The 13,388-nt window shown below is 44.7% G+C and carries 16 protein-coding genes; 8 read left to right on the forward strand and 8 right to left on the reverse strand.

Features of this window, described 5'->3' with window-relative positions; genetic code table 11:
- Positions 1-63 precede the first annotated feature (63 nt).
- Genes I8752_RS34300 through I8752_RS34325 form a run of 6 tightly spaced genes read right to left on the reverse strand, consistent with a single transcriptional unit; the run spans position 64 to position 3,866 of the window.
- Positions 64-1,863: a type IV secretory system conjugative DNA transfer family protein gene (locus I8752_RS34300; RefSeq protein ID WP_214436628.1), complete on the reverse strand. Its 1,800-nt coding sequence runs from the start codon at positions 1,861-1,863 to the stop codon at positions 64-66.
- Positions 1,847-2,371 (reverse strand): hypothetical protein, encoded by a 525-nt coding sequence (locus tag I8752_RS34305; protein WP_214436629.1) that lies wholly within the window; start codon positions 2,369-2,371, stop codon positions 1,847-1,849. The genes I8752_RS34300 and I8752_RS34305 overlap by 17 nt, the downstream gene beginning before the upstream one ends.
- 22 nt (positions 2,372-2,393) lie before the next feature.
- Positions 2,394-3,095, reverse strand: a complete 702-nt coding sequence (locus I8752_RS34310) for a hypothetical protein (RefSeq protein WP_214436630.1) — start codon at positions 3,093-3,095, stop codon at positions 2,394-2,396.
- A 2-nt stretch (positions 3,096-3,097) separates the two neighbouring features.
- Positions 3,098-3,427, reverse strand: a complete 330-nt coding sequence (locus I8752_RS34315; RefSeq protein ID WP_214436631.1) for a hypothetical protein — start codon at positions 3,425-3,427, stop codon at positions 3,098-3,100.
- A complete protein-coding gene (locus I8752_RS34320) occupies positions 3,427-3,612 on the reverse strand; it encodes a hypothetical protein (RefSeq protein ID WP_214436632.1) in 186 nt (61 codons plus the stop codon). Before I8752_RS34320 ends, I8752_RS34315 begins: the two co-directional genes overlap by 1 nt.
- Positions 3,613-3,662: 50 nt before the next feature.
- Positions 3,663-3,866, reverse strand: a complete 204-nt coding sequence (locus I8752_RS34325) for a hypothetical protein (protein ID WP_214436633.1) — start codon at positions 3,864-3,866, stop codon at positions 3,663-3,665.
- A gap of 274 nt (positions 3,867-4,140) precedes the next feature.
- On the opposite strand from I8752_RS34325, the gene I8752_RS34330 reads away from it, so the two are divergent.
- Complete coding sequence (locus tag I8752_RS34330; protein WP_214436634.1) at positions 4,141-4,548, forward strand: hypothetical protein; 408 nt, start codon at positions 4,141-4,143, stop codon at positions 4,546-4,548.
- A gap of 59 nt (positions 4,549-4,607) precedes the next feature.
- Here I8752_RS34330 and I8752_RS34335 read toward each other — a convergent pair whose 3' ends face one another.
- Positions 4,608-4,976: a KGK domain-containing protein gene (locus tag I8752_RS34335; RefSeq protein ID WP_225896085.1), complete on the reverse strand. Its 369-nt coding sequence runs from the start codon at positions 4,974-4,976 to the stop codon at positions 4,608-4,610.
- A 150-nt stretch (positions 4,977-5,126) separates the two neighbouring features.
- Here I8752_RS34335 and I8752_RS34340 point away from each other — a divergent pair, with 150 nt between their 5' ends.
- From I8752_RS34340 to I8752_RS34350, 3 genes are all read left to right on the forward strand, one after another.
- A complete protein-coding gene (locus I8752_RS34340) occupies positions 5,127-5,333 on the forward strand; it encodes a hypothetical protein (protein WP_214436635.1) in 207 nt (68 codons plus the stop codon).
- Positions 5,334-5,511: 178 nt separating this feature from the next.
- Positions 5,512-7,980: a DnaB-like helicase N-terminal domain-containing protein gene (locus I8752_RS34345; protein ID WP_214436636.1), complete on the forward strand. Its 2,469-nt coding sequence runs from the start codon at positions 5,512-5,514 to the stop codon at positions 7,978-7,980.
- A gap of 59 nt (positions 7,981-8,039) precedes the next feature.
- On the forward strand, positions 8,040-9,965 hold the full coding sequence (locus I8752_RS34350; protein ID WP_214436637.1) for a UvrD-helicase domain-containing protein: 1,926 nt from the start codon (positions 8,040-8,042) through the stop codon (positions 9,963-9,965).
- A 21-nt stretch (positions 9,966-9,986) separates the two neighbouring features.
- On the opposite strand, the gene I8752_RS34355 is transcribed toward I8752_RS34350, so the two are convergent.
- The gene (locus I8752_RS34355) at positions 9,987-10,325 is read right to left on the reverse strand and encodes a hypothetical protein (protein ID WP_214436638.1); all 339 of its coding nucleotides are present in this window, start codon (positions 10,323-10,325) and stop codon (positions 9,987-9,989) included.
- Positions 10,326-10,411: 86 nt separating this feature from the next.
- Between I8752_RS34355 and I8752_RS34360 the strand changes: the two genes are divergently transcribed.
- From I8752_RS34360 to I8752_RS34375, 4 genes are all read left to right on the forward strand, one after another.
- On the forward strand, positions 10,412-11,212 hold the full coding sequence (locus I8752_RS34360) for a KilA-N domain-containing protein (RefSeq protein WP_214436639.1): 801 nt from the start codon (positions 10,412-10,414) through the stop codon (positions 11,210-11,212).
- 422 nt (positions 11,213-11,634) lie between these two features.
- On the forward strand, positions 11,635-11,982 hold the full coding sequence (locus I8752_RS34365) for a hypothetical protein (RefSeq protein WP_214436640.1): 348 nt from the start codon (positions 11,635-11,637) through the stop codon (positions 11,980-11,982).
- Between the two features lie 2 nt (positions 11,983-11,984).
- Positions 11,985-12,419, forward strand: a complete 435-nt coding sequence (locus I8752_RS34370; RefSeq protein WP_214436641.1) for a hypothetical protein — start codon at positions 11,985-11,987, stop codon at positions 12,417-12,419.
- 2 nt (positions 12,420-12,421) lie between these two features.
- On the forward strand, positions 12,422-13,388 hold a 967-nt coding region (locus I8752_RS34375), incomplete at its 3' end, for a hypothetical protein (RefSeq protein WP_404827141.1).

The following is a 13,388-nucleotide window of genomic DNA, read 5'->3' on the forward strand; positions in this document are numbered from 1 at the left end:
ACGCGGCATTTCAAGCTAAAAAAAGGCGATCGCGTTTGTGGCACGAACGCGATCGCCTTTGTCTTAGTCACCCCCCTCACCAAGTAACTCCTTGTACTCCGAAACGGCGTTTCGGTAGATTTCGCTGTCTCCAGGCCTTACATTCCAAAGCGTTTTGAGGATTTCTGTCTGGGTCATTTTCATTTCGTTTCGGAGATGAATTATCATTTTTCGGGCTTCATTTCGCCCTAACCCGAAATGGGTAAATCGTTTCGGATTTGGGCTGGAATCATTGCTATCCGGTCGTTTCGTCGTTTCGGAGTCTCGTTTCGGATTTTGACTGGAATCGTTGCCGTCTGGTCGTTTCGTCGTTTCGGAGTCTCGTTTCGGATTGTCATCATCTCGTTTCGGATTTGGGCTGGAATCGTTGCCGTCCAGTCGTTTCGTCGTTTCGGAGTCTAAATTAAACTCTAAATCCCAAATTCGCTTTAAGGTGTCTCGGTCGATAGCAGGCTGAGAAGTGTAAGTGACTCCGAAATTTTTAATAACTTGCCAGTTTGGCAGCAGCACTGGCTCAAAACCCTGTCCCGGCAATTTCATGAAAGCCTGCCTGGGATTATGCAAAGTCGGAGGAATGAGTTTCACCTCAAGCATGGCATTATCTCGCAGTTGGGCAATATCTTTTGCTCCTCCCAGCTTAGAAAGAGTGCGATCGTGAGAGATGGCTAGACTATCCAGAAAAATCTTGCGATTATCGCTCAAAGATGACTGCAAGTAATTGTGAGAATTTTTGCAACGACCTGCGTAGTTAGTCAGTTCCTCTGTGACCATACAAATTCTGCCTAACGCTTCGACAGCCTCCTCTCCCTCTAGTGCTAATAACTTATAGCGACTTTCGCACTCGCCGTAATACCAGCGAAAAGCATCATCTATGGCTTTGTAGTCCATGCCAGCACCAATCACTTCTAGTCCTTCCCATTGCCCCTTAGCGGCGTGGGGGTCGAGAACGATGATTCTGTCTCCTCTGTCTTTTCTGGCTTTGATGATGTGGCTGGCTAAGGTTGTTTTCCCCGAATTCTGCCCCCCAAAGACCAGCACAGAACAGTAGTTAATTGTTTCCTCGAACCACTGATGCGGATTGATGACTGCCATTTGTTGTTGACCCTCTACTTTATCTTTTGGATCAATTGTTCCCTGTAAGGTCTGGGAACCCTGTAGATAAGGGGTTTTCTGTCGCCGCAGAAATTCAACGTACTCGCGTTTCTCCGACTCGGTCATGCCAGCGGTTTCTGCCTCGAATAGTGTCTCCTTGGCATCCAGATGAGCGATTTGAATATCAGTCTCTGCGAGGATTTCCGCTTTTTGGATATCTACGGTGTACTCATTGGCAGACAGTTCGAGTTCTACTCTGGCTTGCAGTTCGGCTTGAGCGACATTGTGCTTCTCTACAACTTCCTGGAATTGGGAGAGCTGGCGCTCGTCGTTTTGCAGATGGCGTAACAGCCAGCCAGCAATCGCAAACTCAATAAAAGCGTGTAGTGCCAAAACTGGCTTATTTTGATTGCTAGCTTTGACTAGCTCTAGAAAGACTACATTATCTGGTTGCCCCTCTTGTTTCCATTGGTTCCAATGCCAAGCTGTCATCCGAAATGGGCGATTATGCCTGTCCTGACAGCGTAATTGAGATGTCGGTGTTCTCAAGCAAAAGTAAACGCGGTCGCTGGCTTGCCCGTTCCATGCCATAGCAGCCGATAAAGTGCCAATCAGCACGGATGCCGCAATCGCGGTTACTTTCCTGTCAAAAGGCAATTCTTCTATCCAGGACACTAACCGCGAGTGTAGAGACTTGCTCAATCTCTGATGTTCGTCACTTAAATATCCCATTCTTCGGACTCCTGGGAATAAATGCCAGTCTCAGCACGAAAAAAATAAATGCGATCGCCAAACCACTCAACCAACTGGGATAATGCTTCTCTACTGGTTGAGGGTACAGTTGCCTGATTTCGGCTTGCGCTGCTGTTTTTGAGGTTTGGGCCTCCCACCACTCCCCCACTGGTTCAAAGAGTGTACACAGCAAAGCCAGCGAGGCTGAGAATCCGGTCATGAGGTGACTAATATCTCTTTCACCCGCAGCTGTCGCGGTGAAATAGAAGTGAGCAGTGCCGACGGCAACGACCATGCCGGCGGGGTGAACTTGCAGTAGGTGAAACGTGAAAATCACCGCGCTATTCAAGCAACTGCCTGCAACAATTTCGCAAGCGTTACCAGCTCGTCTAAATGTCTTCCCCTTGTTGGTTTCTGGTGTGCGCTGCGGTTGTTGGTTTTGTTGCTCCAGTCCCTTATGATGAAAGGGACTGGTGTTAGTTGGTGTTTGATTCCTCCGTACTAACATCAGTCTCCTAATACTTGGTTAATTATCTGTTGCCGAGTCTGTCCCAAAGGTTATTTAAGTTCTCTCCCCAGCCTCGGCTTGTTCCTGTGGCGCTGACCCCAGAAGATGGCGAACTGTCTTGTGTCTGGACTGGTACTTTTTCTGGGTTTGTTCTCCCGGTTCCATGTTTGGCGCGGTCGAGAAGTTCTTGACGTTTTTTTCGCAATCCGGTTTGAATTGTCTGCCGCTCTTGTTGGGTGGCTTTACGAGTCTCGATTGTGCCGATTTTGTTCTCGTGTCGCCACAGTTCCGTTTCTAAGTCAACGTGCAGTTGAGATGCTATCTCAGTCAGCCCGTGTTTGCGTTTTTGCTCGATCCGCAGGAGGTCGGCGCGGTCTTGGGCATCAACTCTATCCATTTCCGCGTCGAATTCGCCGTTAAGTTTGCGAATCTTGGCTATGGCTGTAGCGACTTTAGACCCAAATTTCTTTCTTAATTCTGTCCAGGTCACTTGACCGTCAACTAGCTTTTGCATCGCCTCAAAGTAAGTCTCTGCATTGTCTAGGAATGGGTCGAGAAACTGAGCTAGCTGATCTGCGTTTTGCGCCATGTCTGCAAACTGCTCTAGGTTTGAGATGTCGCTGAGGTAAGAAAAGATGTCAGCGTCTACCCCTCCCCACTGTCGCCCTTTGTCATCGACATGGGATGAATGCCCCGCGACGGGGTTTCTAATTCCAAAGTCCATAGTTAGTTTTTAAACGTAAACAGCAGGCAGTCAGATTCTGTTTCGCCATAAAGAGAGCGCAGGCAAGCAATTTCGAGGTTGTCGGCTTCTCGATCTAGCTGTGCTGCTAGTGTTGCCATGTCGGGTTTATTAGTTTGTTCAATAGTCGCAGTCGTCAAGCAAATGGATGCTTCCTGGGCGGCGTGGAGTGCGTCAACTAGGGTTACATCTGGGTAGTAATACCCGGAATTAATCAGTTTGGCGTACTCTGGCGACTGGAGAATGTGCTGAAGATGGACTTCTAATCCTTGCAGGTCTTTGGCTAAGTCGGACTGGGTGTGGATGTTAGTCATTATTCTTTCGCTTCCCTGACGTTGATATTGATTTGGGCTTGAGTTTCTGGGGTGTAATGTCTGGCGATGTATTCTTGAGTGCATTGCAAGTCCTTTGGGTCTGGCGTTGGGTCGCCATCTGCTACTGGGTTTACCCACCACTCAAAAAATTCTGGGTCATCTTTCTTTGAGATGCTTTGTGGCATTGCGATAAATCTCCTTATTCATTTATCTGTTGCGATCGCACTAGTTCTTACTACTCCTCACCTCCGCTCAATACTTCACTATCAAACTCGAAATAGAAGTAGCGGCGTACTTCTGGGTTGTTACGGTTAGGGCAATCTACACTTTCTGACTTCATGGACACGGCGTTGACGAATGCCGCAATTAGGTGCAGGAATCGTGAAAAGGCTTTTACGTCTTTGGTTTCTCCTTCTATGCGAAGTTTGATTTTTCCCATTGGGTTGGCTGTTGTTGGTTTTCGGTTGTCGCCCCTCGCAGGTCTTTGGGCTTGCAGGCTGCTATCTCTGCATGGTTTGGGGTGTCAGTTGTCAGTGGTCAGCGCTGGCAGGTCTTTGCTGTTGCCTCACTGGCGGTAGGCTGCCATCTCTACTGGATTTGCGTGAATTTCTTTCATATATAACTAATGTTAGTATATTGTATGAATGAAACAAGTCAAGTGTTTTATTCATACAAAAAAGGTTTTATTCATACAATAAAATGAGGGTGTTGTCGTGGTTTTAAAAAATGGCCAGACCCAAGAAGCTAGCAGAAGACTCGATTCGGGCGACATTTTTGATAAGTCAGAAAGATTGGGAGGAGTTCAGACTCCAAGCCGAAGCAATGGGACTGAACAGGTCAGACCTAATCAGGTTAATTGCTCAACGGAAAATACCTTTAGGAGAACAAGTAAACATGGAGGCGGTTCTGCTGGGAAAATAGCAGAGCGCCTCAAACGTATTGAAGATAAACATATTTCATATCTCAAAGCACATCAGCTTCTACTGAAATCTCAGCTTGATTACAGCCAAGAGGAAGAAGAAAACTTCCGAAAAGAGGTGCAAGAGCTTGAGGAAGAAATTTATAACTTAATTTCGAGCGAGGATAAGTCTCAGTCAATCACCCAAGAGAATGAACAATAAAGCCGTCCTGCCTGCATGGGTGAGGACGGCTTTATTTGTGGATACCTAGCTGAAGCTAATTATTTGACATCTAGCTCAGAGCGAAGGTCGTCCAGCAGTGATTGTGGTTTGTCTTCTTCTGGGGGGAGATTGAAAAAAGAGTTTGGATCATCAGGGATGAATTCTAGCCTGATACGAAATCGTCCCTTCTGCCAGCCCCCACCTGTAGTACGCAAAATTTCACACTTACATCCTTCCTCCACAAACCACTGAGGCTCCTGACCCTTGTTGTTGCTATTGCCTCTCGACCATTGCTCTATTGCTTGAATGAGGCGACCAGTCTTACTCATGGTCTCCAATCCAAAATCTTTCGCCGTAAGCGTAACAACATCATCATTGCTTAACCCCAACTTGCTGTCAGGGTCTAACCCAAATCTTTCGATACTCATTTCGTTTATCTCCGTTCAACAGAACATGGCGGATAGAGCGCCAACTCGATCCGCCTTTCCTAAGTTTTCCCTTTGATGACCGCCTAGAGTTCAGTTACCAGAGACGCGATCGCCACTGACAACTAACCACCAACAACTGACCAAAGACTCATGACCGAACAAAAACCAGAACAGTTACCTGATGCCAGTGGATTATTTGAAATGGCGGAGGAATACCTAAAGCCACCAGACTGGATTAACTTCCAGCATCCCGGCTTCCCCCAGTACTATTACATCGCCATCATCGACGAGAACGGGCAAATAAAATGCTGGTGGCAGCGGCTGCCGGAACACCTTCGCCCCTCCCCTCCCTTGTAGTGCGATCGCCATAAGGCAAAAAAATACTCACCAACAGCAAGAAAGTGAGTGTGTAGTTATTTACTTGTTGAAAAATGATAATTAATAGTAACAGCAAACAGAAAAACAATCTGGTAATTCAGATTACTTTTTATGCCGTCATTAAAAGTAATTCTAACATATTTGGAGGGACTGAAAAATGGTAGCAGTTCCTTATTCCTACACAGATGAACACAGCTTTAGACCTCCTATAAATGCACTTCCACAACAAAATATTGAAGCAGAAGAAGCAGTACTTGGTGGAATCATGCTTGACCCAGATGCTATTTATCGGGTTAAGGACAGACTAAAACCAGAATACTTCTACATGGGCGCACATAAAGACATTTACCAAGCTTGTCTAAGGCTTTGTAAAAAGGGTCAACCAACAGATTTGCTACATGTTACTAGCTGGCTAATTGACCATGATTTACTAGCTCGTATTGGCGGTAGAAACAAGCTGGCGACGCTGGTTGATAGAACAGTTAGCGCAGTTAATATCGATAGTCTTGCCAATTTAATCATTGATAAATTCCGTCGTCGTGACTTAGATAAAATAGGCGATGAAATAAAATATTTAAGTCATGACACTGAGTTAGAAATAACAGATATTGACACAAGAATTCTCAATAGAATTCAAGCAATAACTGCTACACCACTAGCACCTACAGAAGAGGAAAATCGACGTTGGCGGTACAACAGACTGTTAAAAGAATTACAACACATTTATCTGAAAATTTCAGATCCAGGTGAGAAATTATACGCACTTCAAGAGTTAGCTAATCGCACTCCAGGAAGACGACCTAAAGACTTAGAAAACCTCTACATGAAATCGCTATGCGCCACCGTCGAGCCACGCATTAGCTTAGACCAACTAGAATCAGAAATTGGCTCACAAGGGAGAAAATGGCTATTAGGTGGAATACTTCCCGAAGCGACTACAACGCTTGTTTATGCCGATGGCGGTGTTGGTAAAACCAAATGGCTTTATGACTTGCTTTACTGCCTGACCACTGGTCAAAACTGGAACGGCTTCCCTGCCACCGCCGACAATCGCCGCGTCCTAATTTATCAAGGGGACGAATCAAAACACGACATGCTCCAGGCGCTGAACAAGCGCGGATTCACCCCAGGCACGGAAGCCCGGCAAAGGACACAAGTCCGCTTTGGCTGGAACACAGACGCTATACCCATCCTGTACAGAGATATTGAGGAGTTCGACCCAGCCATCATCATGATCGACTCGCTCACCTTCGTTAACCGTTACTCAATTTATGACGAGAACAGCACCGAGTACTCCCGCGCCGTCCTGGAGCTAAACCAAGTAGTTGCTGAAACCGGGAAAAACATCGTCATCATCCACCACGCTAACAGGCAAGGTCAAGCCAGAGGGGCAACATCAATTAAAAATGCTGTCTCTGAAGTAGTTAAACTCGAACGCGACACTAGCCCACAAGCTAACGTCCAAGAGAAAATCCTCACAATTGAGAAATCGCGTTCGCGGCGCTTCCCGGCTAGCTACCGTCTATTTTTCAACGAAGAAGACTTTAGTTTCTCCGTTTTAGAAGAAGTAGGCCAAGAAATGGGTTCGCCCGACACTTCCACCAGACAGCGAATTGTGGAATTTCTCCAACAGAAAGCCAACATCAAATTTGAGGCTGAGGAGATAGCACGCCATATCGGCTCCTCTGGCAGTAACACCCGGCGCTGCTGTTACCAGTTAGCCAGAGACGGCATCATTATCGTAGACGAGAGAAGCAATAGCGGTACGAGAAAGTTGTATTACATCACCCGCGAATCCGAAAATTGTAGTATTTACACTCCGTTACAATCCGAGTCAACAACCTCGTCTGCGTGGATCACCTCTGAAAATACTCAAGATAATTCCCACCAAAGCGATACAAGCGAAAATAACAACGTGTATCAGAACACCCGATCACCTGGCGATCACCACCCGATCACCTTGGGCGATCACCTTCTTAACAATTCTGAAAGCCACACACAGCAAGAACTATCAAGGGAATGTAACGAAGGTGATCGTCTAAGTATGCCAAAAATCGAATTTTTAGAAAATTCCGAATCAGAAAAAAAATCACAAGAAAATGACGATCGCCCGATCACCTTTGCCCAAAACGATTGTACTGTCAGCGTTCTAGAAGGTGATCGCCCAAGGCGATCGGGTGGTGATCGGGTGGCTCTTGAAGGCGATCAGCTTGAGGGCGATCGGCTTGAGCCTGTAGTACAAGCTCCGCAACCCAAACACTCATCGACAAAGCCTAGAATTACTGTTGGTGCTGTTTTCTGGTCGCGATCGCTAGCTAAAAGAGTGAAAGTGACAAAGGTTTATCCCAGCGTCAAAAAGGTTGATGTCGTCTTGCCGAATGATTTTGAGTCGAAACCGCGCCTGCCATGGCATGACTTAGCAGACTGGAGAGATGAGGTGTGGCTAGGCGATGAAGTGGAAGTATTGCAGGGCGAACATCGAGGACAAGTGCTGATAGTTGATTGTATCCACGAGGGCGGCATCTGGCTCAAAAAGCCCAGTAAAGCGAGATTTTCGCCCCCACTGTGTAACAACGGCGTACCTTACCAACTAGAGCACCTTAAAAAAGTTGGGCAGACATTATAGTTTGACAGAGCCTCGTGGATTTGTGCTGTGTACACTGCATACAGATAGTCGTTCTAGTGATGTCCAACGTAAACCCAAAAATAGAACACCTGCCCAAGCAAAAAACAGCTTGGCAACATCTACCAACTAAAGCTCTGCGAATCCCCGAAATATTTGAGACAGCAGCGCTAGCATATGTCCGAGCTTTAGATGGGCAATGTACCCCATTTGAGGCAGTCATCTCCGTTTTAGACAAGCTCAAGCCCGACGAGCTAGAGCAAATTAAGCTAGCCGTAGAATCTTTGTTAGACAGGGATTCTATCCGCGAAGCTAGCCTTATTTCTGGCAATCCCAAGGACGAACAAACTCAAATTATTCAGGAGGCGAATCTTTCTGAAGCTGAAATTGCAGCGTACACTGCAAAATTTGGTTTTGTGCCTTCAAAATACCAACTGGCTATTGTTGACTGGATTTTAGAAGGAAGGGGACACGGCTGCTGTAATTCAGTTGCGGGTTCGGGTAAATCAACCACACTAAAAATTGTGGCTAAAACCCTTGCAGAGTCAGGTTTAAGACCGAGTGACATTAAAATCTGCGTATTTGGCAAGCTTAACGCCCTAGACTTGATTAAAAAATTTGGTCAGGACTGGGCGGAATCTATCAGCACTATGCATAGTGCTGGTTTCTCGCTGCTGAAAAAAGAATTAGGTATCAAGCGGCGAAATGACATCGATGTAAACGGGCAGAAGTACAAACGTATTGCTCAGGACTTAGAACTAATTCCTAAGCGTGGCAATCCAGTTGGCAGGCTGCGAGGGGAAAGCATTATTGGCAACGATAACGATTTTCTCAAATTAGTTGATCTCGTGCGATTAACCAATCAGCAACCAACACAGCAGGTGATAAAAGCAATTTCCAAACATTTTGAAATAGAGGATGTTTGGAAGCCTGAACTAATAGCAAGATGGATTGAGTATTGCTTGCGAATAGGTGAAGAGAAAGCCATTAAAAAGGAATGTATCGATTTTACAGACCAAGTATGGCTACCTGTTAAATGGAAGTTGAACGAAGCTAAATGGTTCAAACCTTACCGTTTTGTACTTGTAGATGAGTGCCAGGATTTGAACGCCGCGCAGTTGGAACTAGCTCTTATTCTAGCTGGTGATACAGGTCGCATATTAGCAGTAGGCGACCCGCGTCAAGCGATAATGGGTTTCGCCGGCGCTGATGACCAAAGCTATCAAAATATAGTCAATCGCACCAATGCTAGAGAATTACCACTTTCAATCTGCTACAGATGTCCGAGATTGCATATTGAGTTAGTTAAAAAGAATTTCCCCTCCATTCCAATTGAGCCATCACCTACAGCCGAAGAAGGAACCATTACCCAAATCGATAACAAAGATGTTGAAAACTTGGTTCAACCTGGTGACATGATTATCGGTCGTAAAACCGCACCATTGGTCAGTCTTTGTATTAGATTAATTGGTCGAGGAATTAAAGCCACAGTCAAAGGTAAGGACATAGGCGAATCGCTCAAAAAAGAGCTTGATGAGATAGCTAAAATGCGCGGTTATACCTTTAAATCTTTCAATGATGCTGTGCAAGCGTACAAACAAATTAAAGTACAGCAATATCAAGGACTTGATAATGAAGAACAATTAATTGAAAATCTAACAGACAAATTGCAGGCGATTACAACCATTTATCAATCGCAACCCCAGGCAGTTGGAATTGATGATTTAAAATACTATATCGATCAACTGTTTAGTGACGACAATTCACCGATTACTCTTAGTACTTGTCATAAAGCTAAAGGGTTAGAGTCCGAGAGAATATTTATTTACAAACCCAATGATTTGCCGATGACTTGGAGAGACCAACAAGATTGGCAGCTAGAGCAAGAAGAAAATCTGCTTTATGTGGCGCTGACTCGTAGCAAGTCTGAGTTGTTTATTGTTGGCCATCCCGAATGGTATAAATCACTAGCAGCGACGAAAGGTTAGTAATTCTAATCCGCAACTCAACTATCGACAAGTATCATCATCGAGCAGTACTGCTGGATTTTCCCGCAGTAACCTTTGAAACTTCCTCAACTCGTCCCAAGTACGGCTGGTGGTGTCCGGTTCCTTAGCTGCTTGAGTCGAGCGATAGTTTTGATGCCTCCAAGCAATGTAACGGTCAATTGCACTCAAAATCGAATCGGCTGTATTGACGTGTGACACGTCAATAGCGCCATCTATTGCTCTAGCATAATCCATGATTTGAGCCTCCAGTACGACCGGGACTCTAATTGTTTTCGTCTGGCCGCTGCGCCAAGTACTGCCGCCTGTCCAAGTGCCGCTAGTCCGACCACCTTTGCTCATTTAAAAACTCTATATTGACATGTGACAGCCCAATAGTAGCATTGATAAAATGCGATCACGTCTACTTACTTATGGGCAGTTGAGCTATGTCAGAGATAGAGCAGTTTAGTACGTTAATACAAGCCACACAGCGAGAGGATGGCTACGTTAATGCTACTAAGTGGTGTAAGCATTTTGGCTACCGAATTGATAACTGGAAAAAGCTACCAGAAACGAAAGCTAGATTAAATGAACTTACTGAATCCCTAAAAATTAGGGAATTTAATTATACAAACAGTACTTATTGTATAAAAACTACAGAATTAATTTACTCAACTGGTAGAGGGTATGGTGCTATCACATGGGTTCACCCAGTCATAGCAGTTCACTTAGCCAGCTACCTTGACCCGGCTTTTGCCAACTATGTAGCGCAAATATTTGTCAGATATGTCACCGCTGACCCCTCTCTCGCTGCTGACATCGCCTTACGTCAAAACTCTCTAGAAGGACTGAAAGTCATTAACGAGGCAGTCCAAAAGCGATACAGCTTCCTGTATGGGCGCGATTGGTTTTGTCTGCTGCCTGAACACAAACCGTCAAAAAGACTTTCTGAGTTTGTATCTAAATATCCAGAGTCCAAATTAATGCGTCTGTTAAACGAAAAGTTTGGACTGCCGTACAAAAGATTTGTTGTGATTTTTCCGTGCGGAGAATCATTGTATTCCGACCTTATCCCATACGACGATTTCTTCAAAGAAAAATATTCCGATATTCACTCACGTTTGTACAAATACGTGGAGTTAAACGGGCGTTCAATTCCAATCTTGGAGGTAGAAACTGAAGTCGCTTTAGTGAGTTACTTTGCATTAGAAATTGACGCTTGGGTAAAAGAAAAAAATAGAAGTTAAAAACCTCGTATCGATGTGTCACCCGTCAATATAGCATCAAGCTATGAAAAATGCGATCGCCTCCAGAGTTAAAGCGGGCGATCGCAGATGGAAGTTTTAGCATTAAGACTTCAGCGTATTCGCCCTAGTCAGTTTTGTCGTGCCGATCAATTTTAAAGTTTTGAATAAATTAATACTCTAATAGTTTCAGTACAGCTACTCAGGTGAAATTCTTGTGTCTTTGCATGAGTTCCGGTTTAACCCTGGTAGACGGTTAAATCGGTATACTTTTGAATTACTGAATAAGCATTAACGCTGGAATACTGACACAGCAAGATATAGACCCAGTAAAGTTACTTCCGAAATTACATAAAACTGGAACATTTACGCTCATTTGATTCCCGGATAAAACGGATTTATTCACTTCACTCAAAATTCGTTAGATGGAACCTACACTTACTCAAATTTTTGGAACTGGTACAACAAGATTAGCCAGTGGTGCTACGACACCTTCAAGCGGTTTATTTATCCCCGATACTGCATTACAAGCTGCGGGTTTAGCTACGCCTTCAGCTGCCAGTGCAGAAGGACATTTTGTTGCACTTGCATTGAATGCAAAATCTTACCTAACCCAAACAAATTTTGATGCCAATACAGACCAATCTCTGTTAATGGCAGATGGATACGCATCTTTTACTACTCGCGGGACTACCAATTATCGAGTAGACCAAATAACACTATCACTTGCAAAAATTGACACTTCAGGCACAATTGACCCGGATAGTTATTAATAATGGCGCAATGTTTTCGGTTTTACGGAAAAGGAACTGACGGCAATAATTACGAATTTTTTGCTTGTGGCACAACGCCTGAATATCGTGCCAGGGATGGAAGTACTGTCTACCTATATTTAGACGGCGTTAATATCGCCGGGACTACTTATTTTTATACAACCGCTACAGCACAAGTAACTTCTGTAGCTAATGACAACGCTACCTCTGGTTACACTAAATTTGGCAATTGCAGTGCGTGTAATGCAGTTCCTTACGACTGCTTAAATGGCGTTTGCATTCCTAAAAGTACTTATAATACTCCCGGCATTTACGCAACCATTAGCGATTGTGAGATAGCTTGTGGTGTTGGTTGCAGTGGGAAATGCATTAGTAATAGCGATTGGGCAAAGATTGAAGGTTTATCTAATCAATTAAAAGATAGAAGTTGTAGCTAAACATGAGTGCATCCAGCACAATTACAAACTTACAGCAAGCCTTAGACTGTGCTGGTAAATGCGATTGCTGCAATCAGTTGCAGCGACAAATTAATGATTTAAAAGTGCAAATTGCTAATCTTCCAAATGTTGATGAAAACGCAATTATTCAAAAATCAGTAAAGCTTTCAGAACAGTCAATAGTTCCTCTGTTTAATCCCATTGCTCAAACTATTGCTTTAGGAGTAGTTGTCCAAAAACTCAAGCCAGTACAGCAAGCTGTTGGGGTTTTAGATGATGCTTTTTACGGGTTGAAAGGAGAAGTCTACAACGTTGGGGTAAGAGTTAATAATGTTGTCAACAAAGTAGAAGGAGTGGCAAAAACTGCTGGTTCAGCGTTAGGTCTATCAAATTCAGCCATGAACCAAATAGGAGCTTTAGCAGGTCGGTTAGCAGCAGTATTTTCTTTAGTGGCAAGCTTGGCTTCCCTTGCCACAGCAATAGGCACAATCTACGCATTAGGAAGCAGAGTAGATGCTGTAGAGTCCCACGTGCAATCTGTAGATGACGGGCTGTCAAAAGTCATTGGTTTACTTAATCCAATTAAAGAACAAACCAAAAGAGCGGAATCGAAAGCAGATTTAGCGATAAACCGTGCAGAATCCTCATTTAGCCTTGCAGATGCAGCAACTACAGCCGCAGCATCTGCAACAGGTCGAGCGATCGGCGCGCAATCGACTGCCTTGAGCGCCCAAGATGTTGCACAACAGGCACAATCAACCGCTGACCGTGCTAATGGCACAGCTGGCAATGCCTTAACCACTGCCCAAAATATACAAGGCGTTGCACAACAGGCACAATCAACCGCTGACCGTGCTAATGGTACAGCTAGCAATGCCCTAACCACTGCTCAAAATGTCCAGGGCGCTGCACAGCAGGCACAATCAACCGCTGACCGTGCTAATGGTACAGCTAGCAATGCCCTAACCA

It is taken from the genome of Dendronalium phyllosphericum CENA369 (genome assembly GCF_016056275.1).
In the GTDB taxonomy this organism is placed as follows: domain Bacteria; phylum Cyanobacteriota; class Cyanobacteriia; order Cyanobacteriales; family Nostocaceae; genus Dendronalium; species Dendronalium phyllosphericum.